This window comes from Methylocystis sp. ATCC 49242 (assembly GCF_000188155.2).
GTDB lineage: Bacteria > Pseudomonadota > Alphaproteobacteria > Rhizobiales > Beijerinckiaceae > Methylocystis.
Window position 1 is genome coordinate 3,361,461 of the sequence record NZ_KE124774.1, and the last position, 19,861, is coordinate 3,381,321.

The 19,861-nt window shown below is 62.6% G+C and carries 14 protein-coding genes and 4 pseudogenes; 6 read left to right on the plus strand and 12 right to left on the minus strand.

Going from position 1 to position 19,861, the window contains the following annotated elements; translation table 11 throughout:
- Positions 1–270: 270 nt before the first annotated feature.
- Positions 271–1,114: pseudogene (gene istB / locus MET49242_RS18415) on the minus strand (IS21-like element helper ATPase IstB).
- A complete protein-coding gene (gene istA, locus MET49242_RS18420; protein ID WP_051134304.1) occupies positions 1,111–2,649 on the minus strand; it encodes an IS21 family transposase in 1,539 nt (512 codons plus the stop codon). The pseudogene istB (MET49242_RS18415) and the gene istA (MET49242_RS18420) overlap by 4 nt, the downstream one beginning before the upstream one ends.
- Before the next feature lie 15 nt (positions 2,650–2,664).
- Between istA (MET49242_RS18420) and MET49242_RS26675 the strand changes: the two genes are divergently transcribed.
- The 3 genes from MET49242_RS26675 (at position 2,665) to MET49242_RS18430 (ending at position 5,719) form a co-directional block, all read left to right on the plus strand.
- Positions 2,665–3,225: a LysR substrate-binding domain-containing protein gene (locus MET49242_RS26675; RefSeq protein ID WP_084679201.1), complete on the plus strand. Its 561-nt coding sequence runs from the start codon at positions 2,665–2,667 to the stop codon at positions 3,223–3,225.
- Between the two features lie 96 nt (positions 3,226–3,321).
- Entirely contained in the window at positions 3,322–4,134 is an 813-nt protein-coding gene (locus tag MET49242_RS18425) for an IS5 family transposase (RefSeq protein ID WP_036279258.1), read from the plus strand.
- Positions 4,135–4,666: 532 nt separating this feature from the next.
- Positions 4,667–5,719, plus strand: a complete 1,053-nt coding sequence (locus MET49242_RS18430) for a linear amide C-N hydrolase (protein ID WP_036285121.1) — start codon at positions 4,667–4,669, stop codon at positions 5,717–5,719.
- 138 nt (positions 5,720–5,857) lie between these two features.
- Here the strand turns inward: MET49242_RS18430 and MET49242_RS18435 are convergent, their stop codons facing one another.
- From MET49242_RS18435 to MET49242_RS18475, 10 genes and pseudogenes are all read right to left on the minus strand, one after another.
- Entirely contained in the window at positions 5,858–6,667 is an 810-nt protein-coding gene (locus MET49242_RS18435) for a class I SAM-dependent methyltransferase (RefSeq protein ID WP_036285123.1), read from the minus strand.
- 5 nt (positions 6,668–6,672) lie between these two features.
- Positions 6,673–6,864 carry a hypothetical protein gene (locus MET49242_RS18440; protein WP_036285126.1) on the minus strand — a complete coding sequence of 64 codons (192 nt, stop codon included), beginning with the start codon at positions 6,862–6,864 and terminating at the stop codon, positions 6,673–6,675.
- A gap of 26 nt (positions 6,865–6,890) precedes the next feature.
- Positions 6,891–7,533: pseudogene (locus tag MET49242_RS18445) on the minus strand (arsenic resistance protein); the annotation flags it as partial.
- Between the two features lie 116 nt (positions 7,534–7,649).
- The gene (gene arsA, locus MET49242_RS18450; RefSeq protein WP_036285129.1) at positions 7,650–9,419 is read right to left on the minus strand and encodes an arsenical pump-driving ATPase; all 1,770 of its coding nucleotides are present in this window, start codon (positions 9,417–9,419) and stop codon (positions 7,650–7,652) included.
- Between the two features lie 9 nt (positions 9,420–9,428).
- The gene (arsD, locus tag MET49242_RS24465) at positions 9,429–9,788 is read right to left on the minus strand and encodes an arsenite efflux transporter metallochaperone ArsD (RefSeq protein ID WP_084679333.1); all 360 of its coding nucleotides are present in this window, start codon (positions 9,786–9,788) and stop codon (positions 9,429–9,431) included.
- Between the two features lie 27 nt (positions 9,789–9,815).
- A pseudogene (arsC, locus tag MET49242_RS18455) lies at positions 9,816–10,220 on the minus strand (arsenate reductase (glutaredoxin)); the annotation flags it as partial.
- A 195-nt stretch (positions 10,221–10,415) separates the two neighbouring features.
- Positions 10,416–10,913: an ArsI/CadI family heavy metal resistance metalloenzyme gene (locus MET49242_RS18460; RefSeq protein ID WP_036285131.1), complete on the minus strand. Its 498-nt coding sequence runs from the start codon at positions 10,911–10,913 to the stop codon at positions 10,416–10,418.
- A complete protein-coding gene (locus MET49242_RS18465; protein ID WP_036285134.1) occupies positions 10,882–11,250 on the minus strand; it encodes a helix-turn-helix transcriptional regulator in 369 nt (122 codons plus the stop codon). Before MET49242_RS18465 ends, MET49242_RS18460 begins: the two co-directional genes overlap by 32 nt.
- Before the next feature lie 597 nt (positions 11,251–11,847).
- Positions 11,848–13,971, minus strand: coding sequence for an ABC transporter permease (locus tag MET49242_RS18470; RefSeq protein WP_036285136.1), 2,124 nt, complete (start codon positions 13,969–13,971; stop codon positions 11,848–11,850).
- 26 nt (positions 13,972–13,997) lie between these two features.
- Entirely contained in the window at positions 13,998–15,257 is a 1,260-nt protein-coding gene (locus MET49242_RS18475; RefSeq protein WP_036288690.1) for an efflux RND transporter periplasmic adaptor subunit, read from the minus strand.
- 239 nt (positions 15,258–15,496) lie between these two features.
- Here MET49242_RS18475 and MET49242_RS18480 point away from each other — a divergent pair, with 239 nt between their 5' ends.
- The 3 genes and pseudogenes from MET49242_RS18480 (at position 15,497) to istB (MET49242_RS18490) (ending at position 18,988) form a co-directional block, all read left to right on the plus strand.
- Positions 15,497–16,318, plus strand: a complete 822-nt coding sequence (locus MET49242_RS18480; RefSeq protein ID WP_084679203.1) for a L,D-transpeptidase — start codon at positions 15,497–15,499, stop codon at positions 16,316–16,318.
- 291 nt (positions 16,319–16,609) lie between these two features.
- Positions 16,610–18,148 (plus strand): IS21 family transposase, encoded by a 1,539-nt coding sequence (istA, locus tag MET49242_RS18485; RefSeq protein WP_051134306.1) that lies wholly within the window; start codon positions 16,610–16,612, stop codon positions 18,146–18,148.
- A pseudogene (gene istB, locus MET49242_RS18490) lies at positions 18,145–18,988 on the plus strand (IS21-like element helper ATPase IstB). The gene istA (MET49242_RS18485) and the pseudogene istB (MET49242_RS18490) overlap by 4 nt, the downstream one beginning before the upstream one ends.
- Positions 18,989–19,861: the final 873 nt, after the last annotated feature.

Sequence of the window (19,861 nt, forward strand, 5' to 3'; positions counted from 1 at the left end):
CTGCAAACGTTTGTCCGCCGAGCGGATAGGCCTTAACTCAGTATGGGTGGCGATCTTTCTTCGCCTGCCAAGCGCGGTATGCTTTGAGGTCGGTGTCACGTTCGAAGTTGGGCGTTTGTCAATGGCGGGGACAAAATGTGCATGAAGGCGGGGTAAAAGTGTACCGGTCTGGTTTCGAGAAAAGGGCCGCACGGCCCTTGTAGTTTAGTTGACGCGGGCGTTGAGGCGCGCGGAGCGTAGCGCAGCGCGGTTCAACGCGCGCGACGGCGATCAGTTCGTCGTGTCGGCGCCTCCTTTGTCGATTGCGGGCGCGTCGGGGAGATCGCGGTTTCGCCGTTGCGCTTTCTTTGCGGTCGCCAGCCGATAGCTCTCGCCGTTCATTTCCAGAATGTGGACATGATGGGTGAGCCGGTCGAGCAATGCGCCGGTGAGACGCTCGGAGCCAAACACCGACGTCCATTCATCAAAGGGCAGATTGCTGGTCACCAGCGTCGCGCCGCGTTCGTAGCGCTGGCTGAAGACCTCGAAGAGCAGCTCTGAGCCGACCGTCGTGAACGGCGCATAGCCCAGCTCGTCGACGATCAGCAGTTTGACGGTGTTGAGATGCTTTTGCAGCGCGCGCAGGCGGCGCTCGTCGCGCGCCTCCATCAGTTCGTGCACAAGAGCCGCGGCGGTCGTGAACGCGACGCTGAACCCCTTCTGGCAGGCGGCGGAGCCCCAGGGCGAGCGCGACGTGGGTCTTCCCCGTTCCGCTTGGCCCAAGGGCGATGCAGTTCTGTCGCTTCTCGATCCATTCGCACCGCGCCAGCTCCAGCACGAGCGGCTTGTTGAGTGAAGGCTGGGCGGTAAAGTCAAATGTGTCGAGGCTTTTGACCTGCGTAAAGCGCGCCAGCCGGATGCGGCGCTCGACATTGCGCCGCTCGCGATCAATGCGCTCCAGTTCGCACAGGCGTAGCAGATAGCGCGGGTAATCGGCGCGGTCCTGCGCCGACTCCAGCGCCACCTTCTCATATTCGCGCGCGAAGGTGGGAAGCTTCAGCGCCTTGAGATGATTACCCAGCAGCACCTGCGGCGCGACGATCGTCTGCGAACCTGGCTCATGCGAGATGGTCATGCCGGCCCCCCCGCGTTCGAGTCCATGACGCCCGCGATGACGCTCGCGCCGGCGACGAGCCCGAGATAGGCGCGCGGATCCGTCGCGCCGACCGTAGCCGCCGGCAGGTAGGGGTAGAATGTCAGATCGAGCCGCGCGGGCCGGTTCTCCAGCCTGGCCAGCAGCAGCATCTTCACTGCGTCAAAGCTGATCGCGCCAAGACGCAGCGCCTCCGCGACCGCCTGTTCGACCTGATGCTGATGAAAGTCCTCCATCAGCCGCAGCACCTGGATGAACTCGCGGCGCCCGCTATTCCCCATGCGCGCCTCCATCAGCCGCCGCAGACGATGCACGCAGTCGGCAAGCCGCCAGTCGTCGAGCGGCGCGGCCTGATCGAGCGCGCGGCTCTTGTGTTCGAGTAAAGCGAGATAATGCAGCGGGTTGTAGATGAACTCGGCCTTGCCGTAGCTGCGCGCATGCACGGCGATGGTCTCCCCGCCGCAGACAATCTCGACCCGATCGACATAGCCCTTGGCCAGCGCCTCCCGATGGCCGAAGCGCATCGGGACCGAGTAATCGTTGTTGCGGTAGCGCACCAGCGCCATCGACGACACGCGCGTCGCGACCTTGTGACAGGCGTCATAGGGAGCCGGCGGCGCCGGCAGGAATGCCGCCATATCCGCCTGCATGCGTTCGCCGATCGGCGTCGACTGGCCGCGCAGGATCGCCCGCCGTCGTTTCGTGCAGGCGTCCAGGAACCTCGCGTTCAGCGCCTCGAAACTCTCCGCCACGGGCAGTGGCGTCATGAAGTTGCGCCGGACATAGCCGACAAGCCCCTCGACCTTGCCCTTGTCATTCCCCTTGCCGGGCCGGCCAAAGCGATCAGCAAAAAGGTAATGGCTCTGGAGTTCCGCAAACATTTGCGAACGCAGACGCTCTCCACCCTTCACGATCCTGGCGACCGCGAGACGCGTATTGTCGTAAAGAATGGACTGGGGGACGCCGCCAAAGAAGGCGAAGGCCGCGACATGGCCGTCGCAGAAGGCTTCCGCCGTCTCCGCCGGATAGGCCTTGACGAAGCAGCCGTCCGAATGCGGCAGGTCCATGCAAAAATAATGAAAGCGGACCTTCCTGCCGGCGATATAGGCGTCCGCCTCGCCAAAATCCGCCTGCGCATTCCCCGGTCGATGGCTGAGTGGAATAAACATCTCGCGCGACCGCAACTGCGCCTGCGCGACATATTCCCGGACGATCGTGTAACCGCCGGAAAACCCTTCTTCGTCCCGCAGCCGTTCGAATATCCGCTGTGCCGTATGACGCTGCTTGGCGTGAACAAGCCGATCATCCGCCAGGACCTTGTCGATCCAGGCCATATACGGCCCCAGCTTCTTCGAGATCGGCCGCTCCCGACGCCGATACCCCGGCGGAACCGAATATTGAAGCATCTTCGTGATCGTATTGCGGTGCACGCCGAAGCGCCTGGCCGCTTCCCGGCGGCTCAGCCCTTCCGCCATCACCGCGCGTCTCACCCGGGCATAGAGTTCCACTGTGAACATCCTTTCGGCCTCTCCATGCCAGTCGATGACATCGAGTTCGGCCTATCAGGACCGGTACACTTTTGCGCCGCCGTCAAAGCAGCCCCCAAAGCCGGTTCAGTGGTACACTTTGCCGCCGCTGTTCATAGTCGACTGGCTCACCAGTACATGCGTGTATGCGCATCGCCATCCTATATTGCGACGAGAGGGGTTCCAGTTAAGCTGGGCGATCTCTCGACACACACGGCCGTTCTATACGGGAGAGGCAGTCAGGTATTGCCTTGGCAATTCACACGTCGCCACGGAGACATCGCCACCGTCACGCCGCCGCACAAGCTGCGTCTCGACGACCTCGGCGCAATTCGCGACGCAGTGATTGCTGGAGCCGGTCTTGCATGGCTGCCTTGGTGGCTCGTGAGAAATGATCTAGCTGAAGGGCGCTTAGTACCCGTGCTCGATGCTTTAACATCGCATGTGACCGATACGCACGCAGTCTGGCCTGAAGCTACTCACCTGCCGCTGCGCGTCCGAGTTGCCATTGATGCGCTCGCTGCGGAACTACCCCGAGTGACAGAGATGAACGACTTTAAGACGTAGGTCTCGTCACCTTAACGAGTCGCTGCTCCGACTTGTAGAGGAGCAAGTCTAGAGGGTGTTATGTACTTTGGTGATTGATTGTCTTAGTAGAATCGGATGTCTCCGATTCGCAAACCTTATCCGTCTGACGTCAGCGACGAAGAATGGTCGCTGGTTGCGCCTTATCTGACGCTCATGGACGAAGGCGCGCCGCAGCGTCAACATTCGCTGCGCGAGCTGTTCAACGGCCTGCGTTACGTGCTGCGCTACGGCATCGCCTGGCGCGCCATGCCCAACGATCTGCCGCCATGGTTCGCCGTGTATCAGCAATCGCAGCGCTGGCTGTCGGCGGGCGTGTTCGAGGCGCTTGCGCAGGATCTGCGCGCCCAGTTGCGCGTCGCTTCCGGGCGGGCGGCGGAGCCGACGGCGGCGATCATCGACAGCCGCACCTTGCGCTCGACCCCTGAGAGCGGCCCACGAGCGGGCTATGACGGCGCGAAGCGAAAGCGCGGCTCGAAGCTGCACATGGCAGTCGACACATTGGGCCATTTGCTGGCGTTGCATGTCACGCCGGCGAATGTCGATGACCGCGCCGAGGTCGGCAAGCTCATCGCAGCCGTGCAGGATGTGACAGGCGAAAGCGTCGAACTCGTTTATGTCGATCAGGGCTACACCGGCGAAAAGGCGTCCGAGGCCGCAAAGGCGCAGGGCGCCGAGCTTTGCGTCGTCAAACTCGCCGAGGCCAAAAAAGGCTTCGTGTTGCTGCCCAAGCGCTGGGTGGTCGAGCGTTCATTCGCCTGGGCGACGCGATGCAGGCGGCTCGTCAAAGACTACGAGCGCTATGCTCAGACCCTCGCAGGACTCCACGTCGTCGCCTTCGCATGTCTCATGCTCAAGCGCGCAGCAGATTTCATGATCCAAGGTGCATAACACCCTCTAGTCCTGTCGCATAAATCAAGAATTCCGCAACACGGGCCGACCTCCCGAAAATCAGGGCTTTGCGAGGTGCAAGAGTTTGTTGCGAAAGTCGGGTGAGTGCGGTTCGATCGGAGCCGTGACAATAGCCGCCTTGGGTGATGTGCAGAACTAAAGCGTCCCGCGCCACCTGTTCACCCGCCCTTACAATCGCCTCCCCGCGATTCAACAAGGAGCGTCAGATGCGGATGAGGGACGAGGCAATGCGAAATGAACGGCCATCGCGCCGTCGGGATGCATTCGCGGCGTCGGCGCGGCATTCCCGTGCATTCCCGGTTCTGCAGCACAGGCCCGGAATTCCGCACGCCGCCGCGCGGCGCCCGTTGGAGCAGTTCTGAAGGTTACACTCAAGCTGGTGCCAAAACCCGTCATAAAATAAGCTGCTTGGGTGACTTGACGGGGACCACCGGACGGGCTGGAACGACGAGCCTTTAGGCCGATTGCACAAGTCGCACATTCGACGGAAAGCGACTTAGGAGGCATTCAAATGCGTCATGGCTTGCGACGAGCATTTGCTGTTGTTGTTATTGTGCTGTTTTCAACTTCAAGCGCCTTGCCATGCACGCGCGTTCTCTGGAGCGCCGGGGATGGGCAGGTGTTCGTCGGCCGGACGCAGGACTGGACCGAGAAGGCCAGTTCCGCCTTTCGCATCTATCCACGCGGGATCGAGCGAAAGGGAGCTGTGGCCGAGAATCCACACAAGTGGACCTCCAAATATGGAAGCGCGGTCCTTTCGGCCTATGACATCGGCACCCATGAGGGGGTCAACGAGAAGGGCCTGAGCGCTCACGCATTATATCTGGCCGTCGAAGCCGCCTTCGGCGAACGTGACCCGAAGCGCGAAGCGATCGGCATCATGCAATGGGTGCAGTATTACCTCGACAATTACGCGACGGTTGCTGAAGCTGTCGAAGCGCAGGAGTCATTCACGTTTCAAATCGAACCGCTGATTTTGCCGAACGGCTATCCGACGCTGGTGCATGTTTCGCTCTCAGACAAATCCGGCGACTCGGCTGTGATCGAATACATCGACGGCAAGGCTAGGATTTATCACGACAAGCGGTTCACCGTGATGACCAACGAGCCGACCTACGACAAGCAGATCGAGAACCTGAAGCAGTATCGCACGTTCGGCGAAGACAAGCCCTTGCCCGGCGAGCGGACCCCGACGGACCGATTCGTGCGGGCGGCGTATTACGCCAACGGCCTGCCAACGCCAGCCAGCCGCGAGGAAGGTGCGGCATTCATGTTCAGCGTCATCCGGAATGTTTCGGTGCCCTTTGGCCTTGGCGACCCGGACAGGCCGAATGTCGCCAGCACGATCTTCCGGACGGTGCAGGACCTGACAAGAGGGCGCTACTACTTTGAGAGCACTTACGCGCCGAACGTGATCTGGATCGACTACGCCAAGCTCGACTTCAGCAAAGGGATGCCCGAGATGGAACTGCAGGTCGAGAAAAAGATTTTCTCGCTCGACGACGACGTGACCAGCCAATTGGCGAAGGCAAAGCCGTTCATGTTCGGCATGAACAAACGCTGAGGCTCATTCTGGCCTCAGCGTCCGAAACGGGCGTCAGATTCGAGTGGCCACTTCGGGTCATAAGCGCCCCTTCGAAGATAGCCGCTTTGCGCCATTTCCTGACCTTCGGGCAGATCTCTCAATGCAGCTTATGGGCTCCTACTTGACGGTCACGCTATAGAGAACGTTCGTCGTGATCTTTTCGCATCCATCCAAGAGCACGAGATTCCTCGTGCGAACCCGAGCCAAGGTCGCAGCGTCAAGTTGGGCGAGGGTGCCACGATAGCCGCTGCCCATGGCGATCAGCCACCAATCGAGGGGAGAATTGAGCGGGTGGCTTCCGGCTTCCGCGACAACTTCGGTCTTCTCGATTCCTGCCTCGCCGAGCATCTCGCGCAGCCCCGCAGGCGTCGAAATCCGCTCCCAAGGGTTGAAGCCCTTCATAAGGTCGGGGCGTTCCGTGCGAATGGCTTCCCAAAAGGCGCTATTGGCGGGCTCGAAGAGGTCCGGCCCCCATGTTGTGATTGCCAGCCGCCCGCCGGGGCGTAACATGCGCCACAGCTCCTTGGTGGCCGCCGCCATGTCGGGAACGAAGAAAATCCCGAAGACGCAGACCGCCACATCGAAGCTGGCGTCGGGGTAGCCGAGCGCCAGCATATCGCCCGTACTGAATTCGATATTGCCGAGCCCCTTCTCGCGCGCCTTCGCCGCCCCCAAGGCGACAAGCCGCTCAGCGAGATCGACCGCAACAACTTTTCCTTTCGGACCGACGAATTCGGCAGCGGGCAAAGCCGACCCGCCGCTCCCGCAGCATACGTCGAGAACGGTTTCACCCTCGCGCAGGTCTAGGCGCTCCACCGTCCGCCGTCCGAAGCGGTGCCAGAAGGAGCTGACAGGATGGTCAAAATAGTCCGCCGCAGCGTTATAGGCGGCGGCGGCCTTGGCTTTCGCCTCTTCCATTTCACCCATGGGATCTAGCCAATCCCCTCGACGATCCGCCCGGTTCCGTCGCAGCGTTCGCAGGGCTCCGCCGTGGGCTGGCCCGTCTTTTTGTCGACCTGTTTGCCGGTCCCGTGGCATTCCGGGCAGACATCTTCCCCGGTGCCAGGCGTGCCGGCTTCCGGGTCGTCGTCAGGCGTGTGATGGCGAAGCGGGTTTTTCGACATTTCAATTGCCTCGTCTGAGCTAGGGGTTAAGCCGCTTTGTGTTCATACCATCCACGCGAGCGGCGGACGATATGGACGACGGAGAGCATGACCGGGCGTCTCGACGAGCACGCGACGACCGTCGCCAGGGCCGCGCCCGACTGGAAGCCGAACAGCGCGATTGCCGTCGCGACAGCCAGCTCGAAGAAGTTGCGCGCCGATCAGCGCCGGAGGCCCGGCGACGCGCCACTCGACGCCAAGGGCGCGGTTGAGCAGATAGGCTGGCCCCGAAATGAAATAGACCTGAATCAGGATCGGCACGGCCAGCCGGCCGATGACGAGCGGCTGGCGTATGATCTGTTCGCCCCGCAGGCTGAAGAGGATGACGAGGGTCAATAGCAGGGCCGAAAGCGACAGCTGGCCGAGCCGCGTGAGAGTCTTCTGCAGGGCGTCTTGCCCGCCTTGCGCTAGCAGCGCCCGCCGCCAGAGGTGCGCGATGATGACCGGTTCGACGATGTAGAGCACAATTGACAGCAGCAGCGTGTTCCATGACACACTGATGGACGAGAGGCCAAGTAGCAAAGCGACAATCGGCGCGAAGGCGATCACCATGATGCTGTCATTGAGGGCGACCTGCGACAGCGTGAAATGCGGCTCGCCCTCTACGAGGTTTGACCAGACGAAGACCACCCCGGCGACGATGCAGAGCGCGACCCAGAGCGTCAGGTAACGCTCGAATACGCCCATGGCGGGCGCGGGAGGGTTGAGGCTTCACTCATGGCCGATACTCTTCCTCTAAAGCAGGCTTAGGCCGGTTCTCTGACGGGCGCGGCCAGTTTGAGAAGGCGCTCGACGCCGACTGGCTCTTCTTCAAGCAGCGGCACTGCGGCGTAGCGGCGGGCGTGGACCGTCGCCACCTTCTTCACTTCGCCCAGCTCGTTTTGAGCGCGCTTGCGCAAGAGGGGCGAACGCGGCCGCGCCGCCGCCACGCTGTTATTGATGACCCATGCCCAAGGTTCGATACCGGCGCGCCGCAGATCGGCTTGCAGGTTGACGGCTTCGAGGACGGGTGTGGTTTCCGCCAAAGTGACGAGAAGGACCTTGGTGCGCTTCTCGTCCTGAAGCTGCATCATCGGGGTGGTGTAATGCGCGCCTTTGGCGTCGAGCATGCGCGCGACCTCGCGGTGATAGGCTCCGGTCGCGTCCAGCAGCAGCAGGGTGTGGCCGGTCGGCGCCGTGTCCATGACCACGAATTTTTCGCCAGCCTCGCGGATGATGCGCGAGAAGGCCTGAAAGACGGCTATTTCCTCGGTGCAGGGCGAGCGCAAATCCTCTTCGAGCAAAGCGCGCCCTTGGGAATCGAGGCTCCCGCCCTTCGTCCGCAGCACTTCCTGCCGGTAGCGTTCGGTTTCGGCGTGCGGGTCGATACGGCTGACCGCCAGATGCTCCATGGAGCCATGCAGCGTCTCAGTGAGATGCGCGGCGGGGTCGGAAGTAGTGAGGTGAACCGGCAGCCCGCGCCGCGCCAGTTCGACGGCGACGGCCGCCGCCAGCGTCGTCTTGCCGACGCCGCCCTTGCCCATCAGCATGACCAGCCCATGGCCGTCAGCGGCGATGTCATCCACGAGATCGGAGAGGCTTGGCGCGCGCAGATCAACCGGCTCCCCACTCGCCGCGTCCGGCTGGGACCAGGTTTCCACAAGGAGCTGGCGCAAGGCATCGAGGCCGACGAGGCTGAACGGCTTCAAAGGCAAATCATCGCGGGGCAAGGCGCGCAGTTCGTCCGGCATCGCGGCCAAGGCCGCTTGCTCGCGTCCGTAGATCGCCTTGGCGAGCGGATCGAGCGCCGCTTCCTCCTCGGGCAGCAGCCCGTTGACGATCAGGAATTGGTGAGTGAGGCCGATTGCCGCCAGCTCGCCATGGGTGCGCGCCGCTTCGCGCAGCGCCGAATTCTGGGGGCGGGCGACAAGGACGAGGCGGGTGCGTTGCCCGTCCGCGAGCGCCTGCACGGCGGCGTTGTATTGTGCGCGTTGTTTTTCGAGCCCTGCCAGCGGCCCGAGGCATGACGCGTCGCCTTTCCCAGCTTCAAGGAATCCTGACCATGCGACGGGCAGCTGCAGCAGGCGGATGGTGTGGCCGGTCGGCGCGGTGTCAAAAACGATATGATCGTAAGCCGTAGTGATTTCCGCATCAGTCAGCAGGGCGGTAAATTCATCGAAGGAGGCGATTTCCGTCGTGCAGGCTCCGGAAAGCTGTTCCTCGATGCTCTTGACCACGGGGGCCGGCAGCTTGCCGCGCACCGGGTCGACGATACGGTCGCGATAGGCTTGCGCCGCCGCTTCCGGGTCGATTTCAAGCGCAAACAGCCGGGGAACGTCACTAATCGGTGTGATGTTGTTTCCGATAGAGACCCCGAAAACCTGCCCGACATTTGACGCCGGATCGGTGCTGACCAGCAGCACCCTGCGTCCTGCTTCCGAGAGCTGGATCGCGGTGGCGCAGGCAATCGACGTTTTGCCGACGCCGCCCTTGCCGGTGAAGAAGAGGAAGCGGGGCGCGCCTTCGAGGAATTTCATGGCGTTCCTTCAGCAGCAGGAGGTCTTGCCGCCGCAGCATGAGCCCTGTTGCGGCTCAGTCGCTTCCTTGACGCCCGCCCAGCGCGCCAGCTCGGCGCGGTTCGGATAGCGCCCGGCTAGCGCAATGTCGCCATTGACGAGGATCAGCGGCAGCGCCTCCTGACCGGAGCGCTCGAGAAAGCCTTTCACCGTGGCGTTGTCGGCAAAGGCCATAGGTTGCTGCGCAAGGTTGAAGCGCTCGATATGCGCGCCGTTCGTTTTCGCCCAATCGACATCCGCCGCAAAGCTGACAAGCGCCTGATCGGCATCGACGCCGCAGACGCCGCTGCTGCAACAAAGGGCGGGATCGAAAACGTGAATGGTGGCCATGGGAATCCTTTCAGGCTTGGGGTTGAGCGCCTTGCGGGTGACAACTTCCCCATCTTCCTTGGTGAAGTCGCCAATGTCCGGGTTGGGCAGAATATCGAGCACGGCCTCGGAAGGGCGGCACAGCCGCACGCCTTTCGGCGTCACGACAATAGGCCGGTTGATAAGGATCGGATGTTCGAGCATGAAGCCAATCAGCTCGTCTTCCGTCCAGTTGGGATCGGCAAGGCCGAGCGCATCATAAGGCGTGCCCTTCTGCCGCAGCAGCTCGCGTGCGGTAATGCCCATGGCCTTGATCAGCTCGACGAGCCGTTCGCGGGTGGGTGTGTCTTTCAGATATTCGACGACGACCGGCTCCTCGCCGCTTTGTCGAATCATCGCCAGCGTGCTCCGCGAGGTGCCGCAAGCCAGATTGTGGTAAATGGTGATCGTCACGACTAGGCCTCTGTTTTATGGCCGTGGATTACGACTTCCGCGTCGCCGATTTCTCGAAGGCGGTTGCTCAGCGCCAGCTTGTCGAGGCGGTGAATCGGCGTCGCCAGCAGCAAGGAATGCGTGTCTTCGTTTAGCGGAACGATCGCGCGGTATTGCCGCCGGCGCAGAGAAAGAAGACATTGTAAACGTGCTCGTTCATTTGTTGGCTCCTGTTCCAGAACAACAAACGGCTTCAACGACAGGCGCAGGTTTGGAGCTGCAGCAGGGGGAGGCCTCCACCTTCTCGCGACTCGTGCGGAATCCCACCAGCTTTTCATCGTCGCCGTAAACCGTGCTTTCGCCGGTCGTCAGGAACGCCTCCCACAAAAGCCCTTGCGGGTCCGAGGTCCACGCTTTCTCGGAGTTGGCGTAGCAGCAGGTGGTCGCGCCTTCTTCAAGCACAGGCCGTTCAGCCTGTTGCAGCCGGCTATAAACTTCTCTCAACTCTTCGGGCGTCTCGACCTGAATTCCGAGGTGATCGACGCCCGCCTTTCCGCCCCGCGCCGAAATCGCGAAATTAACGCGCGGATCATCGAGCATCCATTTTGCGTAGTCGGGTTTGGCGACGGTCGGCTCAGACCCGAAAAGCGCGCTGTAAAAGTGAACGGACCCCGCAAGGTCATCAACGGAAACGTGCAGGTGCAGGCGTTTCATGGCTTCCCTTTGGCTGGCAAGTTGGAGGAGCAGCGGCTTCGCATGAAGCGATTGCGCCCTGGCAGCAATTCTCTGTCATGTAAGCGAGCAGTGCGTTCATGACCGGATAGGCCGCCGTATAAATCAGCGATCGGCTTTCGCGTCGGAACGTCACGAGGTCTGCGTGTTTGAGCTGGCTGAGATGAAAGGACAGCGTTGCAGGCGGGAGCCCAAGCTGCTCGCCGATTTTCCCCGCAGGAATTCCCTCGGGGCCGGCCTGCATGAGCAGCCTAAAAATATCGAGCCGCGTCTCGTGCCCGAGCGCGACGAGGGCCGCGATGGCTTCTTGTTTTTCCATATTTCTAATATGGTGGAAATATAAGACGCGTCAAGCCTGGACACGGACAGGGTAATCTTGAAATTCAAATCGGTTGCGGCCTCCAAACGATAGGCTCGAAACTCGAGCGCCATTCCGTCCCCGGCCTTTGGTGGATGACCGCTTCGGGTGAGAAATGGTAGTTCAAGCCAACCACTAATCGGCAGAGCACCGTCGATGTTTGGCGATTCTGACGACATCTAAGGCTGAGCGGCTGCGGCCCCGTCCGCCAATTTCGTATGGCTCTATGCATGCGCACGTACGAAAGGAAAGCGCTTCTGCGGCTTTTGGCCCGACAGGAGAACCTCAAAATCGGCCGCAAGCGTAAACCATGCCGCGCCGGTCAACGCGCCGGCGTCCATCTCCACCAATCGCCCGGCGGCGAAGCCGATTATCTCTCGCGACATATCGGCGTCTGGCGGGCTTCTCCACGAGCGCGCGCAGGTTCATCATTTCGTCGGTCACCGGCGGTTCCTCGGTTGCGTTGGACTTTCGCAACCTGATCCCACCGGCGAATCGCCGATAACCGCCGCGAGCCGCTTGCTCACATCCAGCTACGCCACCCCGGGGAAACGACCGTCATTCGTAGCGCAGCGCCTGGATCGGATCCAGATGAGCCGCCTTGCGGGCCGGATAATAGCCAAAAAATATCCCGACTGCGGCGGAGAACAGGAAACCGATTGCTATCGCCGACAGGGAGACCGGCGACGACCATTCCGAAAATAGGGAAATGACCAGCGACACGCCGACGCCCGCCGCGATTCCGGCGACGCCGCCGGTCACGCTGATCAGCACGGCCTCCGCCAGAAACTGCGTGAGGACATGCAGGCGCCGCGCGCCGACGGCCATGCGCAGGCCGATTTCGCGTGTCCGTTCCGTCACGGACACGAGCAATATGTTCATGATGCCGATGCCGCCGACAACGAGCGAGATCGAGGCGACGACAGCCAGAAGAACCGCCATCACCTTGCTGCTGCTTTCGGCCGTCTCTGCGATCTGGCTGAGATTACGGATATGGAAATCCTTCTCGGCGCCCGGCTTGACGCGGTGCCGGCGCATGAGGACCTCATTGATTTCGTCGATCACTGGCCGAATGCGATCGGGCGACGAAGCCTGCACAAAGATCTGATTCACATAGCCTGTCAGCCGAGGCTTCAGATTGAAGGGATTGGGCGGCGGCGGATAAGCGACGGTGAGATTCGTCTGCTGCGCCGGCGCGGCGACGCCAAGAACCTTCTGTTCGGCCGTTCTGAAAGGGATCATCACCAGATCATCCTGGTCCTGTCCCCACATGCTCTGGCCTTTCGCCGCCAGCACGCCCACGACCTGCACCGGCGCGCCCTTCACCAGGATCGACGCGCCGAGCGGATTTTCATCACGCGGGAACAACTCGCGGTAGACGGTTCGTCCGATCACTGCGACCATCGCGGCGCTCCTGTCGTCCTCCTCGCCGAGACCACGCCCCGCCTGGATGCGCCAGTTGGTGACCGGCGGATAGTTCGCCGAGACCCCCTGCACAATCGTCGTCCAGTTCTTGTTGGCGTATTGCACCTGGCCGGACTGGCGCGTGAGGTAGGCGACGAGCCCGGCCGACGCCGCCTCGCGGCGGATCGCCTGGGCGTCGGCCACAGTAAGCGTCGATGCGCTGCCGAAGCCCGCCCTTGCGCCTCCCGAAGTGACCGCGCCGGGGACCACCACGACGAGGTTGGTGCCGAGGCTCTGGATTTGTCGACGCACGGCCTCATTGGCGCCCTTGCCGACCGCGACCATCGCGATCAGAGCAGCGACGCCGATGAAGACGCCGAGCATGGTGAGCGCAGAGCGCAGCTTGTTGCGGGCGATCGCCTGGATGGCGGCCGAAATGACCATGGAGCCGAAGGCCGCGGCCGAGATGCGCGCGACTCCTGCCTGCGCGGGCGCGCGGGCGGAGTCGAAAAGCGCCGCCGCTGCGCGCCGGCCGGCCTCCCGCATGGGCGAAGGCGCTCCGGACGCCAATGCGGCGCCGGGCCCGCGGCGCTCGTCGGAAATGATCGCCCCATCGCGCATCGTGACGACGCGGTCCGCATAGGCGGCGATATCGGATTCATGCGTGACGACGATGATCGTCACTTTCTGGTCGCGATTGAGCGCCGCCAGCGTCTCCATGATTTCGTGCGACGTCTTCGTGTCGAGATTGCCTGTCGGCTCGTCGGCGAATAGGACGCTCGGCGCATTGATGAGCGCGCGCGCGATTGCAACCCGCTGCTGCTGGCCCCCCGAGAGCTGCGAAGGCGTGTTGTTCTCACGATCGGCGAGGCCCATCGAAGCAAGCGCCATGCGCGCCTTTTCGCGCCTCTCCCGTCCATCGCTTTCGGCGCCGGAATAGAACAGGGGCAAGGCCACGTTCTCGAGGGCGCTCGTCCGCGCCAGCAGATTGAAGCTCTGGAAAACGAAGCCGAGTTTCTCGCTGCGGAGGCGGGCCAGCTCCGGCTCCGTCGCCGCGGCCACGTCAGCGCCCTCGAGCAGATAGCGCCCGCCGCTCGGCCGATCGAGGCACCCCAGGATCGCCATGAGGGTCGACTTTCCAGATCCGGAGGCGCCCATGATCGCTACGAATTCGCCCCGCGCGATTTTCAGATTCACCCCGCGCAGGGCCTGAACCTCGACTTCGCCGACAGTGAATGTCCGCGTGACATTTCGCACTTCGATCACAGCGTCGTTCATGGTCTCGACCGGCTTCCTTCTGGCGGTCAGCGACGCGATGAAGCGCGGGCCGGCGGACGGGGAGACTCGGCTGTTTCCTCCTCGCCGATGATCACCTCGTCGCCGACCCGGATTTCGCCCTCGACGATCTCGGTAAAGGCGTCGTCGTCGAGTCCGGGCAGAACGACGACAGGCTGCGGGCGTCCATCCCGCAGGACCCAGAGCCGCGCGCGGCCCTCGGGAACCTCGCCGGACGCGGAGAGCGTTGCGAGACCGCCGGGGGCGTAGCGAAACGCCTGATCGGCCACGCGCAGGACGTCCTTGCGTTCATCGACAGTGATGCGCGCGGTGGCTGTCATGCCGGGCTTCAGCAGTCCATCGCGGTTCGGCGCGCTGATGACCGCGTCATAGGTCACGACGTTCTGTATTGTCTGCGGCGATTGCCGCACCTGTGTGACTTCGCCGTGGAAAACCCGCTTCGGGAAGGATTCGACCGTGAAGGACGCCTTGTCGCCGAGCTTCACTTCGCCGATGTCGCTCTCGGAGACATTGGTGTCGACCTGCATGGCGGTCAGATCCTCGGCGATCAGGAAAAGCGTCGGCGTCTGAAAGCTCGCGGCCACGGTTTGACCTGTCTCGACGCTGCGGGAGACGACCGTTCCATCGACGGGCGAAATGATGCCCGTGTATCCGAGATTGATTTCCGCCGCGCGCAACTCCGCTTCGCGCTGAGCGACCATCGCCTCGTCCAGCCCGACTTGCGCCTGCGCCTGGTCATAGACGCTTTTGGCGTTGTCCACGACATCAGGGGAAACGGCTTTCGTCGCCGCCAAACGACGGCTGCGCTCGTAATTTATGCGCGCATAGGCGAGACCTGCCTTGTCTTTGGCGAGCTGAGCGCGGGCGACGGCGAGGCTGGCTTTGTTTTGATCGACGACGATCTGATAGGGGCGCGGGTCTATCTTGGCGCAAAGCTGTCCTTTGACGACGCGCGTGTTGTAATCACAATAGCGCGCCTGGATCACGCCGGAAACGTAACTGCCGATCTGCACGGTAATGACCGGATTGATGGCGCCGCTCGCCGTCACCTTTCGCGTCACCGGCCCGCGCGTAACCTTGCGGGTCACGAAGCGCGTCGCGCCGTCCGCGCCCAGCGTCCAGTAAAGCGCCGCCCCCGCGACCGCGGCCGCAAGCGCGAGGATCGCCAGCGCGAGCCGCCATGGCCGACGTCGCCCCACGGCGCTTGCCGGCGCGGCGCGCCTTGCTCCCCACTCCGCCTGTTGCTCAGGAGCGTTTGTCTCAGTCATGTCTCCCGACATCCGGCCTGCTTCACGCCTTGACGCGGCCACGATAAACGCGAACTCTGTCGATGGCGAGCGGTTCCGGCGTCGCCCCCCCTTTGGCGCGCGGGCATGCCTGACGGCGCGGCCCGGTCGCAACCGAAAGGCGGCGAGGCGTCCGCGAGTCTCTCCTCGCGCGGCCTTGTAATTCGAGCGACTGTCTTTACTTCTACCACGATGCGGCGGAACGCAAGAGTGGGATCATAATGCTGGAACGGCCGAAGTCTCGCCTCGCATGTCTGATCGGGGGCGCAGCATTGCTGTTGGGGGGCTGCTCGACGGGCCAACAATATGCGCATTACCTTGACTATTCACGCGCGACAGAGCCAAGTTATTCAGGACCGCCCGAGTCCTATGGCGCGGGCGCTCCCGACGTCGAACCGCCGAAAGATGAGCGGGACTTCGGGGCTGCGCCCGGCGAGACATTGGATCAGGAATATGTCCCCGACGCCGAACCGCGCGCGACGCTCCCGCCTCGCGCCAATCCGCAGCGCAAGGTCCGCGTCGCCGCGCTTCCGCCCGACGCTGATCCGGCCTATTCGACCCCGGTCGATCTCGACGCCGACATTGATCCGACCGCGACGACGCGAAACTTCGTAGACGATACGACCGGCCAGCCCCCGGGAACCGTCACAATCAACACCAGAACGCGCAAGCTTTATCTGTCGCTGAAGGATGGTCAGGCGATCGAATATGGCGTCGGTGTGGGACGGCAGGGGTTCGAGTGGAAGGGCGTGGCCGAAATCGGCCGCAAAGCCTTTTGGCCAGGATGGACGCCGCCAAAGGAAATGCTGCTGCGTCGTCCCGACCTGCCGACGCATATGGATGGCAGCCTGGAAAATCCGCTCGGCGCGCGGGCGCTTTATCTGTTCAAGGGTGGCAAGGACACGTTGTTTCGCATCCACGGCACCAATGAGCCCGACACGATCGGCAAGGCGGTGTCCTCGGGATGCATTCGCATGATGAATGCGGACGCCATCGATCTTTATCGCCGCGTCTCGAAAGGAACGCGGGTCGTGGTGCTCTGAGCGGCCTGATCGGGATAGGCCGGCTCAATCACGAAGCGCTTTCACCCCCGCGAGGGGACGGCAGAATCGCGTTGCAACCATGGCTGGCGGCAAGTCGCATGATCGACGCGCACGCCGAACTCTCCTGATCGCTTGCCGGAACGCGCAAAAATGCTGAAGGGTTGTATGAACAGCGGCGGCAAAGTGTACCACTGAACCGGCTTTGGGGGCTGCTTTGACGGCGGCGCAAAAGTGTACCGGTCCTGATAGGCCGAACTCGATGTCATCGACTGGCATGGAGAGGCCGAAAGGATGTTCACAGTGGAACTCTATGCCCGGGTGAGACGCGCGGTGATGGCGGAAGGGCTGAGCCGCCGGGAAGCGGCCAGGCGCTTCGGCGTGCACCGCAATACGATCACGAAGATGCTTCAATATTCGGTTCCGCCGGGGTATCGGCGTCGGGAGCGGCCGATCTCGAAGAAGCTGGGGCCGTATATGGCCTGGATCGACAAGGTCCTGGCGGATGATCGGCTTGTTCACGCCAAGCAGCGTCATACGGCACAGCGGATATTCGAACGGCTGCGGGACGAAGAAGGGTTTTCCGGCGGTTACACGATCGTCCGGGAATATGTCGCGCAGGCGCAGTTGCGGTCGCGCGAGATGTTTATTCCACTCAGCCATCGACCGGGGAATGCGCAGGCGGATTTTGGCGAGGCGGACGCCTATATCGCCGGCAGGAAGGTCCGCTTTCATTATTTTTGCATGGACCTGCCGCATTCGGACGGCTGCTTCGTCAAGGCCTATCCGGCGGAGACGGCGGAAGCCTTCTGCGACGGCCATGTCGCGGCCTTCGCCTTCTTTGGCGGCGTCCCCCAGTCCATTCTTTACGACAATACGCGTCTCGCGGTCGCCAGGATCGTGAAGGGTGGAGAGCGTCTGCGTTCGCAAATGTTTGCGGAACTCCAGAGCCATTACCTTTTTGCTGATCGCTTTGGCCGGCCCGGCAAGGGGAATGACAAGGGCAAGGTCGAGGGGCTTGTCGGCTATGTCCGGCGCAACTTCATGACGCCACTGCCCGTGGCGGAGAGTTTCGAGGCGCTGAACGCGAGGTTCCTGGACGCCTGCACGAAACGACGGCGGGCGATCCTGCGCGGCCAGTCGACGCCGATCGGCGAACGCATGCAGGCGGATATGGCGGCATTCCTGCCGGCGCCGCCGGCTCCCTATGACGCCTGTCACAAGGTCGCGACGCGCGTGTCGTCGATGGCGCTGGTGCGCTACCGCAACAACGATTACTCGGTCCCGACGCGCTTCGGCCATCGGGAGGCGCTGGCCAAGGGCTATGTCGATCGGGTCGAGATTGTCTGCGGCGGGGAGACCATCGCCGTGCATGCGCGCAGCTACGACAAGGCCGAGTTCATCTACAACCCGCTGCATTATCTCGCCCTGCTCGAACACAAGAGCCGCGCGCTCGATCAGGCCGCGCCGCTCGACGACTGGCGGCTTGCCGACTGCGTGCATCGTCTGCGGCGGCTGATGGAGGCGCGCATGGGGAATAGCGGGCGCCGCGAGTTCATCCAGGTGCTGCGGCTGATGGAGGACTTTCATCAGCATCAGGTCGAACAGGCGGTCGCGGAGGCGCTGCGTCTTGGCGCGATCAGCTTTGACGCAGTGAAGATGCTGCTGCTGGCCAGGCTGGAGAACCGGCCCGCGCGGCTCGATCTGACATTCTACCCCTACCTGCCGGCGGCTACGGTCGGCGCGACGGATCCGCGCGCCTATCTCGGGCTCGTCGCCGGCGCGAGCGTCATCGCGGGCGTCATGGACTCGAACGCGGGGGGGCCGGCATGACCATCTCGCATGAGCCAGGTTCGCAGACGATCGTCGCGCCGCAGGTGCTGCTGGGTAATCATCTCAAGGCGCTGAAGCTTCCCACCTTCGCGCGCGAATATGAGAAGGTGGCGCTGGAGTCGGCGCAGGACCGCGCCGATTACCCGCGCTATCTGCTACGCCTGTGCGAACTGGAGCGCATTGATCGCGAGCGGCGCAATGTCGAGCGCCGCATCCGGCTGGCGCGCTTTACGCAGGTCAAAAGCCTCGACACATTTGACTTTACCGCCCAGCCTTCACTCAACAAGCCGCTCGTGCTGGAGCTGGCGCGGTGCGAATGGATCGAGAAGCGACAGAACTGCATCGCCCTTGGGCCAAGCGGAACGGGGAAGACCCACGTCGCGCTCGCCCTGGGGCTCCGCCGCCTGCCAGAAGGGGTTCAGCGTCGCGTTCACGACCGCCGCGGCTCTTGTGCACGAACTGATGGAGGCGCGCGACGAGCGCCGCCTGCGCGCGCTGCAAAAGCATCTCAACACCGTCAAACTGCTGATCGTCGACGAGCTGGGCTATGCGCCGTTCACGACGGTCGGCTCAGAGCTGCTCTTCGAGGTCTTCAGCCAGCGCTACGAACGCGGCGCGACGCTGGTGACCAGCAATCTGCCCTTTGATGAATGGACGTCGGTGTTTGGCTCCGAGCGTCTCACCGGCGCATTGCTCGACCGGCTCACCCATCATGTCCACATTCTGGAAATGAACGGCGAGAGCTATCGGCTGGCGACCGCAAAGAAAGCGCAACGGCGAAACCGCGATCTCCCCGACGCGCCCGCAATCGACAAAGGAGGCGCCGACACGACGAACTGATCGCCGTCGCGCGCGTTGAACCGCGCTGCGCTACGCTCCGCGCGCCTCAACGCCCGCGTCAACTAAACTACAAGGGCCGTGCGGCCCTTTTCTCGAAACCAGACCGGTACACTTTTACCCCGCCTTCATGCACATTTTGTCCCCGCCATTGACACCATTCTATGTCGGGCCGAGCAAGCTAATGGCGACGCGATGGCGCATAGCCTGCGCCTGCACTATGATCCCCATGACTTCGACGTTGGCGCGGCATCCAGCCAGATGGCGCAACTTGTTCCGATACTCTTGCGCCGCTTTGACTTTGGTGGCTGGACCCCTTTTTGGGAATGCCTTGGCTGCAGCCGCCGCCGATGGGTGCTTTATGGACCGCTGGACAGTTCGTTTAGATGCTCCAGCTGTCATCGCTTGAGTTACATCAGCGGCCTTATCTCCAAGCCTAGACAGGCCGAACGGCGCTACGCCCAAATTCGAAAGCGCCTCGGAGCCCAGACTAGCGACTATCCCAGGCGAAGGCTCGTGCCGAGCGTCCCGCCGCCGCCGCCGCGCCCCAAGGGGATGCCGAAGCAGGACTATGAGGCAGCTGAGCGGGTCGCACTCAGGTTGGAAGACCAGCTCTGGCAATACAGAGAAAAGCTAGTCGCGAGGCTGTTTCGATGATCAGCGCGATGCGGCTTTGCTGGGTGGATGAACGGCTAGGGCTGGACGCTGATTACATTGTTTGGCTTAACGACGTATTATGCGCGCGGCGGGAAACGCCTGGGATCTTTGTGCTCGCTACCTCCTCACGCATGTGTGGACCAGCATAGTAACGGATTGCTGAGATGTCGCCTCTTTCGGCTCCGTGCGGCCACGGACGGGCTTCATTCACTCCAGATA

Excerpts from the sequence above, each read along its gene's own strand:
- MET49242_RS18470 (WP_036285136.1), bottom strand. The coding sequence starts at position 13,971 with ATGAACGACGCTGTGATCGAAGTGCGAAATGTCACGCGGACATTCACT.
- MET49242_RS18460 (WP_036285131.1), bottom strand. The coding sequence starts at position 10,913 with ATGAAACGCCTGCACCTGCACGTTTCCGTTGATGACCTTGCGGGGTCC.
- MET49242_RS18440 (WP_036285126.1), bottom strand. The coding sequence starts at position 6,864 with ATGTCGAAAAACCCGCTTCGCCATCACACGCCTGACGACGACCCGGAA.
- istA (WP_051134306.1), top strand. The coding sequence starts at position 16,610 with ATGTTCACAGTGGAACTCTATGCCCGGGTGAGACGCGCGGTGATGGCG.
- MET49242_RS18435 (WP_036285123.1), bottom strand. The coding sequence starts at position 6,667 with ATGGGTGAAATGGAAGAGGCGAAAGCCAAGGCCGCCGCCGCCTATAAC.
- MET49242_RS18480 (WP_084679203.1), top strand. The coding sequence starts at position 15,497 with ATGCTGGAACGGCCGAAGTCTCGCCTCGCATGTCTGATCGGGGGCGCA.
- arsD (WP_084679333.1), bottom strand. The coding sequence starts at position 9,788 with ATGGCCACCATTCACGTTTTCGATCCCGCCCTTTGTTGCAGCAGCGGC.
- MET49242_RS18465 (WP_036285134.1), bottom strand. The coding sequence starts at position 11,250 with ATGGAAAAACAAGAAGCCATCGCGGCCCTCGTCGCGCTCGGGCACGAG.
- MET49242_RS18425 (WP_036279258.1), top strand. The coding sequence starts at position 3,322 with ATGTCTCCGATTCGCAAACCTTATCCGTCTGACGTCAGCGACGAAGAA.
- MET49242_RS26675 (WP_084679201.1), top strand. The coding sequence starts at position 2,665 with ATGCCAGTCGATGACATCGAGTTCGGCCTATCAGGACCGGTACACTTT.
- MET49242_RS18475 (WP_036288690.1), bottom strand. The coding sequence starts at position 15,257 with ATGACTGAGACAAACGCTCCTGAGCAACAGGCGGAGTGGGGAGCAAGG.
- istA (WP_051134304.1), bottom strand. The coding sequence starts at position 2,649 with ATGTTCACAGTGGAACTCTATGCCCGGGTGAGACGCGCGGTGATGGCG.
- MET49242_RS18430 (WP_036285121.1), top strand. The coding sequence starts at position 4,667 with ATGCGTCATGGCTTGCGACGAGCATTTGCTGTTGTTGTTATTGTGCTG.
- arsA (WP_036285129.1), bottom strand. The coding sequence starts at position 9,419 with ATGAAATTCCTCGAAGGCGCGCCCCGCTTCCTCTTCTTCACCGGCAAG.